19 protein-coding genes are annotated in these 21,216 nt (G+C 74.1%); 9 read left to right on the top strand and 10 right to left on the bottom strand.

What is annotated here, in order from left to right; genetic code table 11:
- Positions 1-142: 142 nt before the first annotated feature.
- Complete coding sequence (locus tag STBA_RS27735) at positions 143-1,648, top strand: sugar transferase (protein ID WP_077061814.1); 1,506 nt, start codon at positions 143-145, stop codon at positions 1,646-1,648.
- Here the strand turns inward: STBA_RS27735 and STBA_RS27730 are convergent.
- A complete protein-coding gene (locus STBA_RS27730; RefSeq protein WP_077063657.1) occupies positions 1,645-2,589 on the bottom strand; it encodes a GDP-L-fucose synthase in 945 nt (314 codons plus the stop codon). The genes STBA_RS27735 and STBA_RS27730 overlap by 4 nt on opposite strands.
- A gap of 113 nt (positions 2,590-2,702) precedes the next feature.
- On the opposite strand from STBA_RS27730, the gene gmd reads away from it, so the two are divergent.
- The 4 genes from gmd (at position 2,703) to STBA_RS27710 (ending at position 7,896) form a co-directional block, all read left to right on the top strand.
- Positions 2,703-3,716, top strand: a complete 1,014-nt coding sequence (gmd, locus tag STBA_RS27725) for a GDP-mannose 4,6-dehydratase (RefSeq protein ID WP_077061813.1) — start codon at positions 2,703-2,705, stop codon at positions 3,714-3,716.
- Between the two features lie 87 nt (positions 3,717-3,803).
- Positions 3,804-6,569, top strand: a complete 2,766-nt coding sequence (locus tag STBA_RS27720; RefSeq protein ID WP_107485126.1) for a LamG-like jellyroll fold domain-containing protein — start codon at positions 3,804-3,806, stop codon at positions 6,567-6,569.
- On the top strand, positions 6,566-7,060 hold the full coding sequence (locus STBA_RS27715) for a hypothetical protein (RefSeq protein WP_077061812.1): 495 nt from the start codon (positions 6,566-6,568) through the stop codon (positions 7,058-7,060). The genes STBA_RS27720 and STBA_RS27715 overlap by 4 nt, the downstream gene beginning before the upstream one ends.
- Positions 7,057-7,896 carry a glycosyltransferase family 2 protein gene (locus tag STBA_RS27710; protein WP_077061811.1) on the top strand — a complete coding sequence of 280 codons (840 nt, stop codon included), beginning with the start codon at positions 7,057-7,059 and terminating at the stop codon, positions 7,894-7,896. Before STBA_RS27715 ends, STBA_RS27710 begins: the two co-directional genes overlap by 4 nt.
- Before the next feature lie 53 nt (positions 7,897-7,949).
- Here the strand turns inward: STBA_RS27710 and STBA_RS27705 are convergent, their stop codons facing one another.
- From STBA_RS27705 to STBA_RS27690, 4 genes are read right to left on the bottom strand one after another with little or no spacing between them, the layout of a single operon-like run.
- Positions 7,950-8,432 (bottom strand): hypothetical protein, encoded by a 483-nt coding sequence (locus STBA_RS27705; RefSeq protein WP_077061810.1) that lies wholly within the window; start codon positions 8,430-8,432, stop codon positions 7,950-7,952.
- A gap of 52 nt (positions 8,433-8,484) precedes the next feature.
- Positions 8,485-9,612, bottom strand: a complete 1,128-nt coding sequence (locus STBA_RS27700) for a glycosyltransferase (RefSeq protein WP_077061809.1) — start codon at positions 9,610-9,612, stop codon at positions 8,485-8,487.
- Between the two features lie 43 nt (positions 9,613-9,655).
- Complete coding sequence (locus STBA_RS27695) at positions 9,656-10,519, bottom strand: MOSC N-terminal beta barrel domain-containing protein (protein WP_077063655.1); 864 nt, start codon at positions 10,517-10,519, stop codon at positions 9,656-9,658.
- A 42-nt stretch (positions 10,520-10,561) separates the two neighbouring features.
- Positions 10,562-11,332: an SDR family oxidoreductase gene (locus STBA_RS27690; RefSeq protein ID WP_077061808.1), complete on the bottom strand. Its 771-nt coding sequence runs from the start codon at positions 11,330-11,332 to the stop codon at positions 10,562-10,564.
- 75 nt (positions 11,333-11,407) lie between these two features.
- Between STBA_RS27690 and STBA_RS27685 the strand changes: the two genes are divergently transcribed.
- Both STBA_RS27685 and STBA_RS27680 read left to right on the top strand, forming a co-directional pair.
- Positions 11,408-11,893, top strand: coding sequence for a hypothetical protein (locus tag STBA_RS27685; RefSeq protein ID WP_079252208.1), 486 nt, complete (start codon positions 11,408-11,410; stop codon positions 11,891-11,893).
- An 82-nt stretch (positions 11,894-11,975) separates the two neighbouring features.
- On the top strand, positions 11,976-13,418 hold the full coding sequence (locus STBA_RS27680) for an oligosaccharide repeat unit polymerase (protein ID WP_077061807.1): 1,443 nt from the start codon (positions 11,976-11,978) through the stop codon (positions 13,416-13,418).
- Positions 13,419-13,437: 19 nt separating this feature from the next.
- Here STBA_RS27680 and STBA_RS27675 read toward each other — a convergent pair whose 3' ends face one another.
- Genes STBA_RS27675 through STBA_RS27660 form a run of 4 tightly spaced genes read right to left on the bottom strand, consistent with a single transcriptional unit; the run spans position 13,438 to position 18,777 of the window.
- The gene (locus STBA_RS27675) at positions 13,438-14,454 is read right to left on the bottom strand and encodes a peptidylglycine alpha-amidating monooxygenase (RefSeq protein WP_077061806.1); all 1,017 of its coding nucleotides are present in this window, start codon (positions 14,452-14,454) and stop codon (positions 13,438-13,440) included.
- The gene (locus STBA_RS27670) at positions 14,451-15,713 is read right to left on the bottom strand and encodes a hypothetical protein (protein WP_077061805.1); all 1,263 of its coding nucleotides are present in this window, start codon (positions 15,711-15,713) and stop codon (positions 14,451-14,453) included. Before STBA_RS27670 ends, STBA_RS27675 begins: the two co-directional genes overlap by 4 nt.
- Positions 15,710-17,503: a lipopolysaccharide biosynthesis protein gene (locus STBA_RS27665; RefSeq protein WP_077061804.1), complete on the bottom strand. Its 1,794-nt coding sequence runs from the start codon at positions 17,501-17,503 to the stop codon at positions 15,710-15,712. The genes STBA_RS27670 and STBA_RS27665 overlap by 4 nt, the downstream gene beginning before the upstream one ends.
- Positions 17,500-18,777, bottom strand: coding sequence for a glycosyltransferase family 4 protein (locus tag STBA_RS27660; RefSeq protein ID WP_253195049.1), 1,278 nt, complete (start codon positions 18,775-18,777; stop codon positions 17,500-17,502). Before STBA_RS27660 ends, STBA_RS27665 begins: the two co-directional genes overlap by 4 nt.
- Before the next feature lie 154 nt (positions 18,778-18,931).
- Here STBA_RS27660 and STBA_RS27655 point away from each other — a divergent pair, with 154 nt between their 5' ends.
- Positions 18,932-19,402 carry an adenylyltransferase/cytidyltransferase family protein gene (locus tag STBA_RS27655; RefSeq protein WP_077061802.1) on the top strand — a complete coding sequence of 157 codons (471 nt, stop codon included), beginning with the start codon at positions 18,932-18,934 and terminating at the stop codon, positions 19,400-19,402.
- Here STBA_RS27655 and STBA_RS27650 read toward each other — a convergent pair.
- Positions 19,318-20,082, bottom strand: a complete 765-nt coding sequence (locus tag STBA_RS27650; protein WP_253195047.1) for a CDP-alcohol phosphatidyltransferase family protein — start codon at positions 20,080-20,082, stop codon at positions 19,318-19,320. The two genes, STBA_RS27655 and STBA_RS27650, sit on opposite strands and share 85 nt — an antisense overlap.
- An 87-nt stretch (positions 20,083-20,169) precedes the next feature.
- Between STBA_RS27650 and STBA_RS27645 the strand changes: the two genes are divergently transcribed.
- A complete protein-coding gene (locus STBA_RS27645) occupies positions 20,170-21,174 on the top strand; it encodes a hypothetical protein (RefSeq protein ID WP_079252206.1) in 1,005 nt (334 codons plus the stop codon).
- The last annotated feature ends 42 nt before the right edge of the window (positions 21,175-21,216 follow it).

Here is a 21,216-nt window from a genome sequence, read left to right as displayed (position 1 = left end):
CGCGAGTCAAACGGTTGTTGGATGCCCTAATCTTTTGCAGCGGCAGGGCGCGCACTCACGGGGAGATGAAGGCGCGCCTTCTTTGTCGCGTTGCACCTTCACATCATCTACGCAGTGCTGCCGCATCCGCCTTGGGGGGTTCATGCGTCATTCACCAGGTTCGCGTCACGGCACCGTTCGAAGACCAACCGCCGTCGGGCGCCGGTCCGTTCCCCGCCGCGACACCGCCTCCTGGTATCCGCCCTTCGCCCTCTGCGCGGACGCGCTCGGCGTTTTCGGGCCCGTGCTCGCCGTCTACTCCGCCCGCTCCGAGGCCGAGCCCCTCGCCTCCGCCACCGTCGCCACCCTGTGCTGGCTGGCCATCAGAACCGGCCACCGGCGCTACCTCGCCCGCACCCTCGGGGAAAGCCGCGGACTGATCGCCACGCTTCACGACTGGCTGATCCTCCTCGGCCTGCTGGCCGGTCTGCGCGCGCTGACCGGCGAACGCTCGGCCATTTCCTCCGCCCTCATCGGCCTGCTGCCGGCCCTGGCGGTCACCGGCACCACCTGTGTCGTGATCCACCGGCACCTGACCGGCCGCCGGCACCAGGCCCAGGCCCTGCGCCGAGTCCTGGTCGTCGGCGAGGCCGGGCCCGTCGACGTGGTGGCCGCCCAGCTCGCCGCGCGCACCGACCACGCCTACGTCGTCGTCGGCACCGTGCTGGCCGGCCCGGGGGAACCGGCCTGCGGCATTCCGCAGCTCGGCCGCCTGGACGCGGCCGGGCCCGCGTACCCGCCCGCCGTTCCCGATCTGATACCCGAGGGCCTGGACGGGCCCACGGTGCTGGCCGCCGCCCGCGGCAAGGACGCCGACCTGGTGCTCGTCGTGCCCGGCTCCCTGCTCACCGGAGAACGGCTGCGGCGCCTGACCTGGGCCGTCCAGGACGCCGGACTCTCCTTCGCCCTCGCCTCGGGACTCACCGAGGTCGCGCTGCGCCGCCTGTCCGTCTCCACCGCCGCCGGGCTCAACCTGCTGCACATCGCCCCGCCGCTGCGCCGCGGCGCGCAGCCGGCCGTGAAGTCCGTGCTCGACCGGGCCGTCGCGGGCCTGGCCCTGACCGTCTCCGCGCCGCTGCTCGTGCTGCTCGCCCTCGCGGTGCGCCTGGACTCGCCGGGCCCCGTGCTCTACCGGCAGACGAGGATCGGCCACCGCGGCGTGCCGTTCACGCTGTGGAAGTTCCGCACGATGGTGGCCGACGCCGAGCTGCGCAGACCCGACCTGGAGTCCGCCAACGAGCACGTCGCGGGCCCGCTGTTCAAAATGCGCCGCGATCCGCGCGTCACCCGCCTGGGCCGCCTGCTGCGGCGCACCTCGCTGGACGAGCTGCCGCAGTTGTTCAACGTCGTCCGCGGCCAGATGTCGCTCGTCGGCCCCCGGCCGCCGCTGCCCGAGGAAGTCGCCAGGTACGGTGCGGTCGAGCTGCGCAGGCTCGGCGTGAAACCCGGGCTGACCGGTCCGTGGCAGGTCAGCGGACGCTCCGACCTCTCCTGGGACGAGGGCCTGGCCCTCGACCTGTTCTACACGGACAACTGGTCGGTCACCGGTGACCTCGACGTGCTGGCCCGCACCCTGCGGGCCGTCGTCGACGGCCGCGGCGCCTACTAGGCCGTGGGGCCCGCGTGCAGCCACCACTCGTAGGTCTCGCGGATGCCGCGTGCCAGCGGCGTCCGTGGGGCGAAGCCCAGTGCGCGCAGCCGCGCGATGTCGAGCAGCTTGCGCGGGGTGCCGTCCGGCTTCGTCCGGTCCCAGGCGGTGCGGCCGGTGAAGCCGACCGCACCGGCGACGGTCTCCGCGAGCGCGGCGATCGTCAGGTCCTCGCCGCAGCCGACGTTGACCGGCAGATCCTCGTCGTAGCCGCGCAGCAGCAGCACGCAGGCGGCGGCCAGATCGGCGCTGTGCAGGAACTCGCGGCGCGGCGTGCCGCTGCCCCACAGCACCACCTCGTCGCGGCCCGCCGCCTTGGCGTCGTGGAAGCGGCGGATCAGCGCGGGCAGCACGTGCGAGGTCTCGGGGTCGAAATTGTCGCCGGGACCGTACAGGTTCGTCGGCATGGCCGCGATGTACCGGCGCCCGAACTGCCGCCGGTACGCCTGCACCTGGCCGATCCCGGCGATCTTCGCGAGCGCGTACGCCTCGTTCGTCGGCTCCAGCGGGCCGGTCAGCAGCGCCTCCTCCTGGATCGGCTGCGGCGCGTGCTTGGGGTAGATGCACGAGGAGCCGAGGAACAGCAGCCGGTCGACGTCCGCGGCGTGCGCACCGGCGATCACCGAGAGCTGGATGCGGAGGTTGTCCTCCAGGAACGTCACGGGGAACCGCTGGTTCGCCATGATGCCGCCCACCGTGGCGGCGGCCAGCACCACGGCGTCCGGGCGGGCCGCGCGCAGGAACGCCGCCGTGCCCTCCGCGTCGCGCAGGTCGAGACCGGCCCTGGTCCTCGTCAGCACCTCGTGGCCCGCATCCGCCAGCGCCCGGGCGATCGCGGACCCGGCGAGCCCGCGGTGCCCGGCGACGAAGACGCGGGCACCCGGCTTGAGCAGCTTCGTCATGTTCCGGAATTCTGCCAGCACTTCACCAGCGCTTCACCAGCGTTCCACCGTTACCGCGGGCCCGGGGCACCGGGCCCGCCCGCCGCGCCAACCGATTCGAGGGGGACCCGCTCATGGGCAAGACCGCGCTGATCACCGGCGTCACGGGGCAGGACGGCTCGTACCTGGCCGAGCTGCTGATCGCCAAGGAGTACACGGTGCACGGTCTCGTGCGCCGCTCCTCCTCGTTCAACACCGAGCGGATCGACCACATTTACCAGGACCCGCAGCAGCCGGGACGCACCATGATCCTGCACCACGCCGACCTCTCGGACGGGGTCGCCCTGGTCAACCTGCTCCGCGAGGTGCGCCCTGACGAGGTGTACAACCTCGGCGCGCAGTCCCACGTCCGGGTTTCGTTCGACTCCCCGATGTACACCGGGGACGTCACCGGGCTCGGCACGCTGCGGCTGCTCGAGGCGATCCGGGCCAGCGGCATCGACACGCGCATCTACCAGGCGTCGTCCTCGGAGATGTTCGGCGCGGCCCCGCCCCCGCAGAACGAGCGGACGCCGTTCCACCCGCGCAGCCCGTACGGGTGCGCGAAGGTCTACAGCTACTGGTCGACCGTCAACTACCGCGAGGCGTACGGGATGTTCGCCGTGAACGGCATCCTGTTCAACCACGAGTCGCCGCGGCGCGGCGAAACGTTCGTCACGCGGAAGATCACCCGCGCCGTCGCGCGGATCAGGGCGGGCCTCCAGGAGCGCCTCTACCTGGGCAATCTGGACGCGGTGCGCGACTGGGGCTACGCACCGGAGTACGTCGAGGCGATGTGGCGCATGCTGCAACGGGACGAGCCGGACGACTACGTCGTGGCCACGGGCGTGCCCGCGACCGTACGGGACTTCCTGCACGCCGCGTTCGCGTCCTGCGGGCTCGACTGGGCGCGGCACGTCCTGTTCGACCCCAAGTACGAGCGGCCCAGCGAGGTCGACGCGCTGGTCGGCGACGCGAGCAAGGCCCGTGACCTGCTGGGCTGGCAGCCGGCGGTGCGGTGGCGGGAGCTGGCCGGGCTCATGGTGGAGGCCGACATCGCCGCGCTGGAAGAGGAGTTGAGCGGCGCACGGGTGCGCATCGACCGGTGACCGGACGTCCCGTGCGCCGCAGGCGCACAACCAGACGCCGGTCCCGGCAGTCCATAAGTGCGCCGAGGAATGGGGAACGGTGAGGCGATGAGCACCACGACGAGAAGATCAACGCGCGTACGCGCCACGGGAGTCGGAGCGGTCCTCGCCCTGACCGCCGGCCTGCTGGCCGGGACGGGCGGCACCCTCGCGCCGCCCGCGCAGGCACTGACACCGCCGGTGACCATGACCGCGGAGGAGCTGCCGACCTGGCAGACCAACGGCATCGTGCACGCCCTCGCCGAGGCGAACGGCGTGGTGTTCGCCGGCGGCACCTTCTCCACGGTGCGTCCGCCGGGCGCCGCGCCCGGCACGCAGGAGCGGCCCGCGGCCAACTTCGTGGCGCTGGACGCCGCCACCGGCGAGCCGGTGGACTGCGACCTGTCGTTCACCGTGGGCTCGGGCACCGCGACGATCCGGGCGCTGGCCGTCTCGCCCGACGGGCAAACTCTGTACGCGGGCGGCACCTTCGGCTCGGTGAACGGTTCCGGCGCCAGCAGCCTGGCCGCGTTCGACCTGCCGACGTGCGCCCGCAAGCCGTTCCCCACCGCGGCCAACGGCATCGTGCGGGCCATCGCGGCCACCGACGACCGCGTGTACCTGGGTGGCGACTTCACCCAGCTCAGCGGCCAGCCGCGGGGGCGCTTCGGCGCGGTCGACACGGCGGGCGCGGTGCAGGGCTGGCGGGCGGACGCGGACGAGATCGGCAAGGCCATCGCGCTGACGCCCGACGGCGAGAACGTGATCCTCGGCGGCAACTTCTTCGAGGTGAACGGCGACAGCTCCCACGCCCTGGCCGTCGTCGACGCCGGAACCGGCGCCAACACCCGCACCTACGGGCGGGGCTTCATCGAGGACAGCTCCACCGTGCAGGCGCTGGCCACCGACGCTACCGGCTTCTACACGGCGAACGAGGGCACCGGCGGCTTCGACGGCCGTATCGCGCTCGACTTCGGCACCTTCGACCAGCGGTGGCGCGACACCTGCCTGGGCGCCACGCAGGCCGTGGCCGTGCACCAGGAGGTGCTGTACAGCGGGCACCACGCGCACGACTGCTCCAGCATGGGTGAGTTCCCCAACCAGGAGCGCTACCACCTGTTCGCCCAGTCGGTGCACGACCCGAAACTGCTGGGCTGGTTCCCCAACACCAACGACGGCCTCGGCGAGCAGCTCGGCCCGCGGGTGATGGCCGCGGCCACCGGACACCCGTCGGACGACCGGGACTTCATGTGGGTCGGCGGCGGCTTCACGACCGTCAACGGGGTGGCGCAGTGGGGCCTGACCCGGTTCGCCACCGCGCCGGACACCGGCGACCCGTCCACCCCGGAGACGCACGCCGCGAGCCACGGCGGCGGGCGGATCGAGGTGACGTGGCGCTCCAGCCTGGACCTGGACGACCACCTGCTGACCTACCGCGTCTACCGCGACGGCGGCAGCACGCCGGTGCACACCACGACGGGCGAGTCCGTGCCGTGGCGCCGCCCGCAGCTGAGCTGGACCGACCCGGACGCGGCGGCGGGCGAGACGCACAGCTACCGCGTCACCGCCACCGACGGCGCGGGCAACACCAGTCCGCTGTCCGCCCCCGTCACCGTCACCGCGGCCGGCGACGGCCGGGCGTACACCGACGAGGTGCTGGCCGACGACCCGCTGCTGTACTGGCCGTACGACGAGCCGGCCCACAATTTCGCCTCCGACGCCTCCGGCAACAACGGCAACGGGGTGCACCGCGGCGGCCCCGAGCGCGGGGTGACGCCGCCCGCCGTGCCGGGCACCGACGCCGCCGGCATCGGGTACGACGGCACGGACAGCTACACCTACAGCGACCGCACCTACGCGGGGCTGACCCGGTACACGCTGGAGACCTGGTTCAGGACGACGACCACCCGCGGCGGGAAGCTGATCGGGATGGGCAACCGCATCCTCCAGCCCAGCTCGTCCCGCGACCACAACCTGTACATGCGCGACGACGGCCGGCTGACGTTCGGCGTCTACACCAACACCCACCGCACGATCACCAGCAGGGACGCCTGGAACGACGGCGAGTGGCACCACGTCGCCGCCTCGGTCGGGGCGAACGGGATGCGGCTGTACGTCGACGGCGAGCAGGTCGCGAGCAGCCCGCTGACCACCTCGGCGCGCAGCGTCACCGGGTACTGGCGCACCGGGGGCGACAGTCTCCAGGGCTGGCCGGGCCGCCCGTCGAGCGACTGGTTCGCCGGGCAGCTCGACGAGACGGCCGTCTACCCGGCGCAGCTGTCCGCCGGGCGCGTCGAGGCGCACCACGAGGCGGCCTCCGTGCCCGTCGACACCGTCACGCAGGTGGCGCCGGCCGCCGACACCTACGTCAACGCGGCCGCGCCGAACGCCAGTTACGGCACGCACCAGCAGCTCGCGGTACGCGGCAGCGCGGCCTACGAGAGCTACCTGGCGTTCGAGGTCCCGCAGGCGCCGCCCGGGCAGGTGCTGAAGGCCGCCGCGCTGCGGGTGCGGGTCAGCGGCGACGCCGCGGCCGGCTCCGCCGACGACTTCGCGGTGGTGCCCGTCACCGGCAGCTGGTCGGAGACGGACACCACCTACGCCACCCGCCCCGCGGTGGACCGCGCCACGGTGCTCGGCACGCTCAGCTCCCCCGACGCCCTCGGCGGCGTCCACACCGTGCCGCTCGGCACCGGGGCGGTCGGCGAGGCGCTGGGCGGCACGTTCGACGTGGCCCTGACCGGCGAGGGCACGGACAGCCTGTGGCTGTGGGCGGGCGAGGCCACGCAAAGCGCCTACCGGCCGCAGCTGCTGCTGACGTTCGGGGCGCCGTGAGGGGCCGCGCGCCGGCCGCGGCGGCGGCCCTCCTCGCGCTCGCCCTCGCGCTCGCGGCCTGCGGGGGCGGCGGGGGCGGCGGGGGCGGCGAGGAGGAGGACGGCGGCACTTCGGCGGAGCCGTCGAGGACCGCGGTGGGCTCCGGAGGGCTGCCGGAGGATGCCGACCCGGCGCCGCCCGGCGACGGGCTGCCGGACGAGATGGTGCCGCCGGAGGAACTGGCCCCGTCCGGCGGCGAGTTCACCGAGGAACAGCAGGAGTACCTGACCGAACGGGTGCCGCGGGGCGTGGACCCGGCGGCCATCCTGGAGCTGGGCACCGAGACCTGCGACCGCATCGGCTACCTGGACCGCCACGACCCCGAGGCCGCCGCCGAAGCCCTGCGCAGCGGGGAACTGCCCGACGCGGAGGCCGCCATCGAGCACCTGTGCCCCGAGTACGCGGACCTGCTGGCCGAGGCGGCCGGCGGGGCAGCCGGAGGAGAAGAGTGACCGTACTGCCCATCGTGGTGGCCATCCCCACGAAGAACGAGGCCGCCAACATCGCGGGCACCGTGCGGTCGGTCGTCGGCCACTTCCGCGCGGTGGTCGTGGTCGACTCGGACAGCACCGACGACACGCGCGCCCTCGCCGAGGCCGAGGGCGCGCAGGTCGTGCCGTACACGTGGAACGGCCGCTACCCGAAGAAGAAACAGTGGTGCCTCGACCACGTGCGCACCGACATCCCGTGGCTGCTGTTCCTCGACGGCGACGAGACGCCGAGCCCCGAACTGCTGACGGAGCTGCGCCGCATCTTCCTCGACGGCCGCCCGGTGCGCCCGGCCGCGTTCGACATCCCGCTGGGCTACTGGTTTGCCGGGCGGCGGCTGCGGCACGGGCACACCATCGTGAAACGGGCACTGCTCGACCGCACCCGCGCCAGGTTCCCCGAGCCCGGCGACCTGGCCGCGCCGGGCATGGGCGAGCAGGAGGGCCACTACCAGCCACTGGCCGAGCCGGTGCACCGGCTGCGCACGCCGATCGAACACATGGACCTCGATCCGGTGCGGACCTGGTTCGAGCGGCACAACCGCTACTCGGACTGGGAGGCGTGGCTGGAGGCGCACCCGGACGTGCGCGAGGAGATCCGGACCGCGAAGACGCGGCAGGGGCAGGTCTTCCACCGGGCCCCGTTCAAGCCGCTGCTGTCGTTCGCCTACGCGTATGTGTACCGGCGCGGCTTCCTCGACGGGCGGGCCGGTCTCGACTACGCGCTGGCGATGAGCTTCTACCGCTGGCAGATCGCCCTGAAGGCGCGGGAGGCCGGGGGCGGCCCGCCGCCCGGCTGAGGGGCCGCCGGGCCGCGGCAGCGGGTGACGTGCACCGGGCGGCCGGGCGCATCTCAGTCCCCGCTGCGCGGCCACCACCGGCGGCGGGCCGGGGACCTGACCATGCCGGTCAGCCGCGCGACCCGCTCCACCGCCTCCTCGTACTCGTCATCGCCCTCGTCGGCCGGGTCCTCGGAGCCGTACAGCCAGATGTGCTTCCTCGGCGGCAGCACGGAACCGCCCGCGATCCGGTTGAGTTCGCCGACCGCCGCGCGCCACCCGGCCGGGTCCGCGGGGTGGGTTCCGCCGCCGCCGACGGACAGGTACGGGCTCCCCCGGGCGCCGCACCGCAGCTCGAAGTACGTTCCCCCGCCGTAGTGGTCGCGCACCGCGAAGTGGTAGACGCAACCGCCGTCCTCCCGTTCGGGCTCCGGCAGGTCGGACGGCAGGTCCTGGCGCAGCCAGGCCTCCACGTCGAACGGCATCGTTCCCATGAAACGCCGCAGCCCCAGCGCGCGCCCGGCGGCACGCAGGCGGTCGGCGGACTCGTCGGTCATCACAGCAGTATGCGCCGGTTCCGCGCGCAGCGGCCGGGCCGCGCGGCGGCGGTCAGCGCGGTGCGACCCGCGCGTACACGTCCTGGAGGGCATCCAGCACGCGGTCGATCGTGAAGCTCTCCCTCACCAGGGCGAACGCCGCGATCGACGCCGCTTCGTTCGCCGCGGGTCCCAACAGGTCGAGCACCGCGGGCCCGATGGCCGCCCCGTCCGGCACGACCCGCCCGGCGCCCGCCCGTTCGACATCGGCGGCCAGCCCGGTGGTCGCCGTGACGACGACGGGCGTGCCCACGGACATCGCCTCCAGCACGGACACCGAGAACGCGTCCTGCACCGACGGCAGCACGAACACGTCCGCCGCGCGCAGCCGCGCCATCACCTGCGCGCGCCCGTCCACCGGGCCGACGGAGTCAAGCGCGTGCCGCACGCCCAGCCGCTCGGCGTGCGCCAGCGTCGCCGCGAGCGCCCCCGTGTCGGGCCCGGCCAGCACGAACCGCGCATCGGGATGGCGCGCCAGCACGGCAGGCATGGCGGCCACGAAGTCCTCCGGACGCTTGCCCGCCTGCACCCGCGCCAGGTACAGCACGGTCGGCGGGCCCGAGGTGCGCCGCCGTTCCGCCTGTGGCGCCACCCCGTTCACCAGCCGGTACTGCGGGCCGATCGGCTCCGGCGCGACCACCTCCGCCGTCTCGCGCCGCTCGCGCTCCGTCAGGTACAGCACCGCGTCGGCCCGCCGCAGCACCCGCCGCACGCCGAGCGCGTCGACCAGCCGGGCCACCGGCTTGTCCGTCGGGTCCACCATGCCGTGCGTCTGGAGCACCAGCGGCGTGCCCGCCTGCGCGGCCAGCAGCGCGAACGGCAGCGTGACGAGATCCCGCATCAGGTGCACGTGAACGAGGTCGGCCGACCTGACGAGGCCCCAGGCCCGCGCCAGCATCCGCGGCGAGGTGATACCGCTGACCTCGAAGCGCGGTAGCACGTGCCGGGCCCGGAACAGCCGGACCGGCACGCCCTCCACCTCCCGCGGCAGCGGCCCGGGGCCGAACTCGTCCCCGAGCGCCAGCAGAACGGCCCGCTGCCCACGCCGCCGCAGCCCGCGGACCTGGCTGAGCGCGACCCGCGTCGGCCCCCCGAACGCGTGCGTCGGCGTGTGCAGCGTCACCACGTGCAGCACCTTCACGGCAACCCCCCTCGGCCCCGGTGAGGCCGCGATTCTCCCACGGTCACGGCTCGGCCCTGGCCGTGACGAGCAGCGCGTCGCCGACGGCCAGCGCGCCGCCGTCCGGCACGGAGAACTTCACGCCGAACGTCACCCCTCCCTCCCCGGTGCGGCGGTAGCCGGCCAGGGTACGCAGCGGCTCCGGGCCGGCGCGCGCGCCGTCACGCTGGTCGACCAGCGTGACGGCGCAGCGGACCGCGGGCTTGGCGTAGGCCAGCCGGGCCGCGCCGGCCGTGACGCGGCGGACCGTGTCTTCCCCGTACGGCCCGCCGAGGTCGTCGACCACGATGTTGGGCCGGAAGCGCGCCATGGGCACCGGGGCGCGGCCCGCGGCGGCGATGCGCGCGTTCAGGTCGGCCAGGGACGACTCGGTCGTCAGGTGGACGGCGCTGCTGTCCGCGTACCCGGAGGTGCCCGGCGTCTCGCCGTCGGTGACCCGGCCGTGGTCGCGCGGCACGTGGACGAGGCGGCTCGGCGAGCCCAGCACGGCGGTCAGCCACGCCGCGGCCGCCGTGCCCTGGTCGATGCCGCGGAACGGGCGGCCGAACAGGCGGACCGGCCGCGGCTCGCCGTCCAGGTCCACCGGCACCTCGACCGGCCCCTCGCCGCCGTGCAGCGTCAGCACCTCGCCCGCGGCGTCCACGACGGGGCGTATGGCGGCGAGCAGCGGATCGGCGCGCTGGCTGCGGAACGTTCCTTCGGCGTCGGTCACCATGAAGACCCGGTCGTGCGGGAGCCCGGCCGGGCCCACGCGGGCCCCCGTCAGCGGCATGCCCGCGCAGCCCTTGACGGGATAGGTCCACAGCGCCGTGACGCGAGCCGCGCCCGCGGCGTGCCCGGCTGTCGCGGCATCCGCCACCTGAGTCATGATCACCGGCCGTTCCGTGTCGGCAGTCCGTAGGGGATGCCGTCAAGTCCTGAGGTATGAGGCGCCGTTGACGTCGAGGACGGCGCCGGATGACCAGCCGGCCGCCGGGGAGGCGAGGTACAGGACGGCGGCGGCGATCTCCTCGGCGGAAGCGACCCGGCCGAACGGGCTCTGCGCGTGGATGTCCGCCCCGCCCGGCCCGGACAGCCGGTCCGCGACGCGTTCGGTGGCGACGAACCCGGGCGCCACGGACGTGACGGCGATCCCGTGCGGCGCCAGCGAGACCGCGAGCGACTGGCCGAGCGCGTGCAGCGCCGCCTTGGTCGCGCCGTACGCGGGATGGTCCGGCTCGCCGCGGAACGCGCCCCGCGAGCCGACGTTGACGATGCGCCCGGCGGCACCGCGCCCGATCATGTGGCGGGCCGCGCAGTAGCTGACGTTCGCCGCGCCGAACAGGTTCACCGCGGCGGTCTCGCGCCAGGCCGCCTGCCATGCGGCGTACCCGGTCGTCGGCAACGGATGCGGCGTCATCACCGCGGCATTGTTGACCAGCACGTCGATCCCGCCGAGCCCGTCGGCGGCCTCCTCGACGAGGGCCTCGACCCGGTCGGGGTCGGCGAGGTCGCCGCGGACCAGCACGTGCCCGCCGCCCGGCAGGCCGGCCAGCGTCTCCGCCGCGTCGGCGCGCCGCGTCGCCCAGTGCACGGCGACCCGGTCACCCGCTTGCGCGAAGGCGCCCGCGACGGCCCGCCCGATGCCCCGTGAGGCGCCGGTCACCAGCACTCCCCTGCCCCGGCCCGCCGTCGCGTCCATCGCCGCCGTCCCCTCCTCTTTTCGTACCCTGGACGATACGGCGCACGGGCCCGCGCACGACAGGAGGTTTCCCGGATGACGTCCCTGTTCGACGAACGCAGACGCCTCCCGCGGGCGCTCGACGTGCTCCAGTCCCTCTTCCTCGCCGCCTGCGTGGCCGGCGTCCCGTTCCTGTGGCCGCGCACGGACGACGTGGTGGCGCGGGTGATGATCGCGGTCTGCCTCGGCGTGGTGCCCGCCCTGATACTGGCTTTCCACAGCCGGGTCACCGTCGACGCCAGGTCCGTCCGGCTGTCCCTCTTCCCCGTGTGGCGCAAGACGATCCGCCGCTCGGACATCGCCGGCTCCCGCCCCCGGCAGATCGGCGCCCGCGACCTGCACGGCCTCGGCCTGCGCCCCACCACCGACGGCGCGCTCGGCCTGGTGATGCGCGGCCGGGACGCGGTGGAGATCGAGCTGAAGAACGGCAAACGCTACGTGATCGGCACCGGCCACCCAGCAGCCCTGCACCACGCCCTGTCCCCCACCCACGACGCCAGGGACGCCCCCTCCTCGATCTGAGGCCGCCCTTCCCCGGCGGTGCCGACCAGCTCGACGGCGAAGGGGACCGGGCGGCGGCCGGAACGGGCTCTAGACTGGGCGGGTGACGGTTGAGGTGCCCGGGAGGGCCGTGCTGTCCCGGCCGTTGTCCGTGCCGCTGATCGGCGGCATCGTGGGCATGCTGCCGCTCGCGGTGGCCGCGCAGCCCGGGGAGGGGCTGCGGGACACGACCTTCTGGCTCCAGCTCGTCGTGGCCTGCTATGCAGGCGTCCGGCTGTGCGCGATGGTGCTGTCCGGGCGGCGGCGGCTGATCCAGGGTGCCTTCTGGCTGTTCAGCTATCTGGCGATGGGCATCGCGCCGCTCGCTCAGAGCGTGCTCGGCCGCGACCCGACGCCCGTGCTGGGGGCGCGCGGTGACACGGAGACCGCAACGGTGCTCGTGCTGTGCGGCCTGGCCGCGTTCGACGTGGGCGCGCTGCTGGCGCGGCACCGGCCGCCCGTGGTCCGCAGGCGCCGCCCGGCGGCGACGGTGCACCGGCAGCGGCTCTACCTGCTGGTGGCGCTGGCGTACGTGGCGAGCGCGCTGCTCATCGTGCGGCTCGGCGGCCCGGCCGTGTTCTTCACCAGCCGCCAGGAGATCAGCACCACGCTGAACGAGGCGACGGGCGCGCAGGCGGGCGACGCCGGGGGTGAGGCGGGCAACGCGCTGCTGCGCGGCTTCGGGACGGTACCGGCGATGCTGGCGCTGCTGTTCCTCACCCGCTGGCTGGTGACGTCGCGCTCGGCTCGCCGACGCCCGGGTGTGCTGGTGCCGTGGGCCGGTCTCGTGGTGATCAACACCATCGTCAACAACCCGATTTCCAATCCGCGTTACTGGTTCCTGACGGTGCTGTTCGCGCTGCTGTTCACCGTTTTCCCGCGCAGTCCTGTGATGTACCGGGCGGCGCTGGCGCTCGGCGTGGTGATCGCGCTGCTGATCTTCCCGTTCACCGACCGGTTCCGCTACGACGAGAACGGGCACCGGCCGGTGGAGACCGACGCGCTGCTCGAACCGCTGGTCGTCAAGGACTACGACCAGGTCAACATGTTTGCGAACACCCTCACGTTCGCCGCCGACGGCAACGGCCACACCTACGGGCAGCAAGTGGCGGGCGCCGCGCTGTTCTTCGTGCCGCGCAGCATGTGGGAGGGCAAGCCGCAGGACACGGGTTTCCTGGTGGGCGGCTGGATGGGTACGAACAGCGCCAACCTGTCCTCCCCGCTGTGGGCCGAGCTGTGGCTGGACTTCGGGCCGCTCGGCATGACGGCCGGGTTCATCGGCATCGGCTATCTCGCGGCGCGCACGGACCGCAGGTACGTGGTGCGCACGCTGGACGACCCCTCGCCGGGGAACGTACTGGCGGTGGTGGTGCCGGTGCTGGCCGGCTACAGCTTCATCCTGCTGCGCGGCTCACTGCTCCAGGCATCCGGCCGCATCGGCATCGCGGTGCTGTGCCTCCTGCTGGTCACCACACTCCGCAGCAATCCACGCGCCCAACTGCGCTGACGCGCCGGGCGCCGCCGCATCAGCCGTGTGTGCGGCGCCATTTGCGGAGGCTGACCAGTTCGCGGGGCGGGGTCAGTTTGCTCCCGACCTCCACGTAGGAGACCTCCGCGGCGTACACGCTGCCCTCGGAGTCCACGGCCACGCTGTGCAGCCAGTTGAAGCGGTCCGGCTCCTCGCCCGGCAGGTCCGCGCCGATCGCGGTGACCTCCCGGCCGCCGCGGTCGAAGACCCGTATCTTGTGCCCGAGGCCGGGCACACCGTGCTGGACGGGCGGCGGGCCCTGCTCGGCTACGTACAGGTGGGTGTCCGCGCCGCGGCCCGCGCATACGGCGACGGCCTTGTGGGAGTGCCAGGTGGTGAGGAACTCGCCGTCCACGGAGAAGACCTGGACGCGGTGGTTCTCGCGGTCGCAGACGATCACCGCCTCGTCGCCGAGCATCGCCACGTTGTGCGGCAGGCTGAACTGTCCCGGCCCGCTGCCAGGACTGCCCCACGAGACCAGGTGGTTGCCCTGCGCGTCGTAGCGGTGGACCCGCGAGTTGCGGTAGCCGTCGGTGATGAAGATGTCGCCGGTCTTCGGCGAAATCGCCACGTCGGTGGGCCGGTTGAACGGCTCGCCGCTCTGGAACGCGCTCGGCCGGCCGGTGCCCAGCGTCAGCAGCGTGGTGCCGTGCCGGTCGGTCTTGGTGACGGTGTTGCCGATGTCGTCCACCAGCCACAGGTGGTCCTCGTGGTCGGCGGTGATGGCGTGGGCGCGCCGGAACCGGCAGCCGCGCCAGCGCGGCATCATGTTGCCGTAGGGGTCCTCGAACTCCTCGGTCCCGGCGAACGGGGTCTCGTTGCCCCACATGTCGACGACGTTGCCGTCCCGGTCGAACACCAGGACGGGCATGTTGCCGCGGTTGAAGACGTAGACGCGGTCCGCGGAGTCCACGGCGACGGAGGTGGCCTCCTTCAGCCACAGGCCGTGCGGGATCTTCGCCCAGTAGGGCACCGGCTCGTACACGGTCTCGCCGCTCGCGGGTCCCACGGTCATCCGTTCCTCCCTGGGGGTGTGGGGCCGGTGCCCTGGCCGTGGCCCGGCTGCTGCCGTACCACCGTGCGCAGTTCGAGCGCGATGCGCAGCCAGACCGCGGCCGCCTTGGCCGCGGAGCCCAGGGCCAGGCCCCAGGCCGCGCCGGTGATGCCGCCGAGCGCGTACCCGGCGAGCAGGCAGCATACGGACAGCGCGGAGAATACGATCTGAATGGGCAGCGTCGCGCGCGGGCTGAGCACCCGCAGCATCAGCAGCCCGCAGGTGCCGAGCGCCATCGCCGCGTACTGGCTGCCGGTGGCCGGGAGCAGATCGGCCGCGGCCCGCCAGGTGTCGCCGAGCAGCGCCCGCCCGGCGCCGTCCGGCAGCAGGGTCAGGGCGAGGGCGAGGACGGCCGCGAGGGCCGCGAGCGCGCCGCCGGCGCTCGCCGCGGCGCGGGCCTGGGCATGCGCGCCGGGGTAGCGGCGCAGCAGCGGCGGGCCGAAGCCGGTGGCCGCGTTGTAGAGGACGTTCATCGGGCCGAACAGGGTGGTGGCGCCGCGGAGTGCGCCGACGGCCAGGGCGTTGGCGAACAGGCCGAGGCCGACGACGGCGGTCTGCGAGGCCGCGTTGCCGACGCCGAACTCCACGGCGAAGCGCCGCCCGAGGTGGCGCCGTTCCAGCAGGGCGAACGGCCGCGGCCCGCGGCTGCCGCGGGTCAGCCGGGCCAGCGACAGCGCTGCGAGCGCGAGCGCGGGCAGCGCGGCGGCCCCCCACACCAGCACCATGCGGCCGGGGCCCGTGCCGTGCGGCTGCGCGGCGAGCAGCGGCACGACGACGGCGCAGCGCAGCAGGTCGGACGCCAGGGCCAGGTGCGGGCGGCCGAGCACCGCGAAGGCGTAGCGCAGGGCGTCCTGGGTGAGGACCACCGGCAGCACCGCGCCCAGCGCCGCGAGCCCGGCGGCGGTGCCGCCCGGCAGGGCGAACGTGGCGGCGGCCAGCGCGGCGCCGAGCGCGGCCGAGGCGGCCAGGGTGAAGGCGGCGGAGTCCCGGCAGTGCGCGTGCAGTTCGGCGTCGGTGCCGCGGCGCAGGGTGAGCGCCTGGCCGACGTAGGCGCTGCCGAGGCCGAGCAGCAGGGTGAAGACGGTGTAGACGATGGCGAAGGCCGCGAAGTCCTCCGCGGTGGACTGCCGCGCGGCGCACACCACGACGGCGATGTTGGTCAGCGCCGCCACGCCCTGGTCGGCTATGGAGGCCGCGGCGGCCGAGGTGGGTCTGCTCACTGCCGGGAGGAACCGTCTTCCATGTCGCTGGGATCGAGAACGCGCAGGCCGAGGGTTTCCGAGCCCACGTCGCGCTGCTCGGGTGGCAGGGCCCGCGCCCGCCGGTCCCGTTCCCGCTCGCGCACCCGGTCACTCGTGGTGCGGGCCCGGTGCAGGTCGCCCGCGGCCCCGGCGGGCCCGTCGTGCGGCACGGTGCCGCCCGCGGGCGGCACGTCGCCACGGGCGGGCTCCTGGCCGCTGCCCCACGAGTGCAGCACCGCGCCGAGCAGCAACCCGCCCGCGCCGACGACCAGTTCCCTGACGCGGGCGAGGTCGTCGCGGCGCACCTGGCTGGGGTCGCAGACGACCAGGACGCCGTCCACGCGGTCGACGAGCGCGATGGCGTCGGCGTAGGAGAGGACCGCGGGGGCGAGCACCACGACGACGGCGCCCTTGGCGTCGGCGTGGCCGAGGAGCCGGGTCGCGGCCTGCGAGGTCAGCGCGCGCGGCACGTTGCGCACCCGGCGTCCTGGCACCAGGTCGAAGATGCCGGACTCCCCGGCGTCTATGGGGACGCGCACGCCCGCGGGCCAGCCGCCGTCCGCGCCGCCGGCCGCCCCGGCCCAGCCGGGGCGCACCCCGTCGGCGTGCCGCAGCTGGTCGGTGAGGGTCGGGGTGCGCAGGTCGGCCTCGACCAGCAGCGGGTCCATGCCCATCTCGGCGAAGGCGGCGCTCAGGTTGACCGAGGTGGCCAGCGGCGCCTCTATGCTGCCGCGCGGCGCGACGACCAGCAGTCTGCGGCGCTGCGCGAACGACTCGTCGTAGGCGAGCCGGAACGCCACCGACCGGTACTCCTCGCCGAGCCGCCCCTCGGCCAGCAGCTGGTCGGGGTGGTCGCGGCCGGTGCGGGGCAGGACGCCGAGCACCGGGGCGCGCAGCGCGCGGGTGACGTCGCCTGACGAGCGCACGGTGGGGTCGAACACCAGCCGCACCCAGGCGGCCAGCAGCCCGAGGCCGATGCCGACGATGTAGCCGAGGCCGAGCAGCAGCGGCAGCCCGGGGCCCGAGGGGCTGCCGGGGACACCGGCCTCGGTGATGACCCGGCCGCCGCTGGTGTCGAGGGCGCGCAGGCTGGAGACCTGTGCGTTGATCTCGGAGATCTGCCCGCTGATGGACGTCAGGTCGGCGACCGCGCTGTCGTAGGTGCCGCTGCCCTCGGCCAGGGCGTCCAGTTCGCCCTCCAGCTCCTCCCGCCGTTCGAGCAGCGGCTCGCGCTGGGCTTCGAGGGAGGCCACGTTGTACGCGATGGTCTCCTCCGCGTCGGCCTGCCGGTTGCCGAGGTAGGCGGTGACGAACGCGTTGGCCCGCTCGGCGGCCACCTCCGGGTCGCCGGCCGAGTAGGCGAAGCGCAGCACCTCGGTATTGGGCGGGTTGGTCACGGACAGGCCGCGCCCGAGGCTCGGCGCCGCCCCGGGCGCCATGCCCAGCTCCCCGGCGGCGCGCCGGGCAATGAGGTCACTGACGGCGGTGCGGCGTTCCGAACCCATCGCGACCCGGTCCACGGAGCCGGTGGTGAACGGGTCGGCGGTCGGCATCCTGACGGTGACCTCGCTGGTGGCGATGTACGTCTCGTTGGCCGTCAGGCCGAGCCAGCCGCCGCCCGCGAGGCCGAGCACGATGCCGCAGATGATCAGCAGCCGGTAGCGCAGCAGCTGCCTGAACTGGTCGCGCAGCAGGTCGGGTTCGTCGTAGGGGTGGGCGCCGCCCGGGGCCGTGGTGCCGCCGCGGGCGTCCTCGCGCAGTGCGCTCATGCGGGCCTCTCCCCCTCGCCGGCCGGCCCGGCGGACCGCGCGGCCCTCGGCCGCCGGCCGAGGGCCAGCGCCTCGTCCAGAGTTGCGGTGATGCGCCGCAGCCCCGCGGCGCGCGACAGGTGCTCCGCGGCGTACGCGGCGCCGCGGGCGCCGGCCGCGTCGGCGGCGGCCGGGTCGGCGGCCAGGCGCCGGACGGCCGCGGCCAGGGCGGCCGGGTCCTCGGGCGGGACCAGCAGCCCCGCGCCGGATCTGCGGATCTCGGCGGCGGTGCCGCCGCCCTCGGCGACGGAGGCGACGACGGGGCGCCCGGCGCGGAAGTAGGAGGTCAGCTTGGAGGGCACGCTCATGTCGAGGACCGCGGCCCGCTGCGTGACGGCGAGCACGTCGGCGGCGGCGAGCACGTCGGGGAAGTCTTCGGCGGCTGCGGGCGGCAGCAGTTCCACGTTCGGCACGTGGGCCGCCAGCTCGGCCAGCCGCGGGCGCTGACTGCCCTCGCCCATGAGTACCACGCGCAGGTCGGGCGCCTGCCTGGCCGCGTCGATCAGCACGTCGAGGCCCTGTTTGAGGCCCATGTTCCCGGAGTGCAGCAGAACGGTCGTGTCCTGCGGCCAGCCGAGCCGCCGCCGCGTTCGCCCGCGCGGGGCCGAAGGCTCCGGAACATGCGACCAGTTGGGCACGAGGCGGATGCGGTCATCCGGCACGCCGAGGGCCCGTAAGCGGGCGCGGAAGCTGTCGTGGATGACGCCGACGAGGGTGGCGTCCGCCAGCATGCGCCGCTCGGCCGCCGCTGCGGCCCCGGCGGCCCGGCCGCCGCCCGCGATGCCGCTCTGCGCCGCGGCCGCGCCCATCAGGTCCTGCACGATGGGCACGTAGGGGGCGCGGTGCCGGCGCGCGATACGGGCGGCGAGCAGCCCGCCGGCGAGGCTGGGCACCTGCGCGAGCACGGCGTCGAGGGGCCCGGTGCGCGGCGGCGCGAGCAGGCCGTGGAGGAGGATCGACGCCTCGTACAGCGCGCGCCGCGCGGCGGTCTGCCGCGGCGGAACGGTGTGCCTGCGGCGGTGGACGCGCACGCCGGAGAGCCGCTCCGTGCTCCGCCACGTCCGCCGGTACGCCGGGTCGACGCGCCAGGCGGGGTAGTGCGGCACACCGGCGAGCACGTGGACTTCCGCGCCGCGCCCGGAGCTGAGGTGCTCGGCGAGCTGCGTGGCGTACGGGCCGATACCGGCCTGCTCGGGCGCGTAGTTGGTGGACACGAGCAGCAGCCGTTCGCCCACTGTCAGACCCCTCTCCCCCCGGCAGTGCCTCCCCATGACGAGGGTAAGTATCCAGCGTAGTCGCAGAAATGCGCGCGGTGTGACGCTATGGTCTTGGGGACGGCCAACGTGAAGAGTACGTGAAGTCATGGGAACCGGTGGGGGGTTCGGGCGAATGCCGCAGCGAGTGGGCTATGCACCGGGGGTCTACGACCTCTTCCATGTGGGGCACCTCAATATTCTCCGGCACGCGCGGAGCCGCTGCGACTATCTGGTGGCGGGGGTGGTGTCGGACGAGATGGCGCTCCTCGCCAAGGGCAGGGCCCCGGTGATACCGCTGGTGGAGCGGCTGGAGATCGTGCGCAGCATCCGGTACGTGGACGCGGCGTTCGTGGAGACGGTGCCCGACAAGGTGGAGACCTGGCAGCAGGTGCGGTTCGACGTGCTGTTCAAGGGCGACGACTGGCGCGGCACCGCCAAGGGCGACCGGCTGGAGCGCGACTTCGCCGCGGTCGGCGTGGACATCGTGTACTTCCCGTACACGGTGCACACATCCAGCACTCAACTGAGGGGCGTGCTGGACACCTTGAGCGCCGACAGCTCGCGGAACCACTTAACGGAGAACGCCGCGCAGAACAGCACGTAGACCGCGCACAGCACCGCGTAGCCGGTGCGGAAGGCCCGTTCGTCGCCCAGCAGCAGGAACAGCGCGCACAGCACGCCGTAGTCGGCGGGCAGCAGCGCGAGCGCCCGCCGCCGGGAGGGCGGTGACACGGGCGCCGCGGCGGGGGCGGCGGGCGCCGGGTGGGCGTGTTTGAGCTTGTCGGTGAGCAGCCCGCCGAAGAAGATCAGCACGGCGGCGAGCTGGAAGACCAGCGGCACCAGCAGCCAGCCCTCCCCCGGCAGCGCGAAGAAGCGGTGGAACGAGATCAGCACCGCGGCGTGCAGCGCGGTGATCTTGGCGCAGTCCACGGCGTGGTCGAGCCACTCCCCCGCCGGATTGGACTCCCCACGCAGCCGGGCGAGTTGGCCGTCCGCGGAATCCAGCGCGAAGCCGAGGAAGAGACCGGCCCAGACGGCGAGCGCCAGCCACGCCGAGGGGGCGGCCAGCGCCACGGCCGCGATGGCGGCGCCGCTGGTCAGGGCGCTGAGCGCGGTGACCTGGTTGGGGCCGAGCCCGGCCCGGTACGCGGCGGCGGCCAGCAGGCGGCCGACCGGGCGGTTGACGTAACGGGAGTACAGTGACACGCCCTTGGCGGTCTTCTGCGCGCCCCGCAGCCGCCGCAGCGCCGCGCCGTACGTCATGGTCCCCCCGGTCCCGGCCATGCGAGGCATCATCCCATGCGCGGAGCGCGCCGGGGCATGGATACGATGCGGGGGCCGAAGCGAGCAGGACAACGGGGAGGGCCCACGATGCGGGTGCGAGCACGACTGTCGACGGCCACGGCGGGGCTGGCCGCGGCCCTGGCGATGGTCACGTCCCTGTCGGGCTGCATGACGGTGCACGGCGAGACCGCCGTGGTGCCTGCGGCCTCGGAGGAAGAGGCGCAGAGCGCCCTCGACCGGTACATCGAGACCAGCAACGAGGCAATGGGCGGCCTCGACCCCGAGCTGAACGACACGGTGGAGACCGGTCCGCTCGGCGCGATCCGGCACGCGCAGCTGGCCGCGCAGCGGTCGGTCACCCCGGGCGGCCCGGAGGCGTTCACGCCGCTGGAGCTGTCCGACCCGCAGTTCCACATTCCGCAGCAGGCGGGCTGGCCCAAGTTCTTCGTCGCCGACGTCCAGCCGAGCCAGACGCCGGACAACCGCTGGCTGCTGGTGTTCATGCGCAACAGCATCGACGAGGAGTGGAACGTCTCGTACCTCAGCGTGCTGCCTCCCGAGGGCGGCCCGGAACTGGCCGAGGACGAGGACGGCTACCTCGACGACCTGCCGGTCGTCGACCCCGCCGACCAGGGCCCCGATGACCCGGGCTCCGGCCTGGTGATGGAGCCGGGCGCGCTCGGCACCTCGTTCGTGGACTACCTCCAGGGCGGCGAGGCCCCGTTCGCCGGTGGCCCGTACACCTCGGACGAGCTGGCGAAGCGCGAGGAGGCCAACAGCAATCCGGCCTTCGTCACGGAGTACCAGGACCAGGCCGCGGAGAGCGAGGAGTACGCGCCGGTCGCGATGCGCACCGCGGACGGCGGCGCGCTGATGATGTTCACCTCGCTGCACCACGAGAAGCAGACGATGGCCGAGGGCGAGACCCCGGTCGTGGACCCGCTCGTCGCGGCGCTGATGCAGGGCGAGGCCGAGCGGGCGATCACCCTGGAGTGGGTCGCGATGCACTCGGCGGTGATCCCGGAGGTCGACGGCGGGCAGATCGAGCTGATCCACCGCACGCGGGGCGTGATCGGCGCCACCGGCGAGTGACGTCGGCGGGCCCGCTCCCGGGCCCGCCTCGCGCTGATGCCG

Origin of the sequence: Streptomyces sp. MP131-18 (assembly GCF_001984575.1) — a bacterium.
GTDB classification, from domain to species: Bacteria; Actinomycetota; Actinomycetes; order Streptomycetales; family Streptomycetaceae; genus Streptomyces; species Streptomyces johnsoniae.
This window is presented reverse-complemented; position numbering and strand designations above follow the sequence as displayed.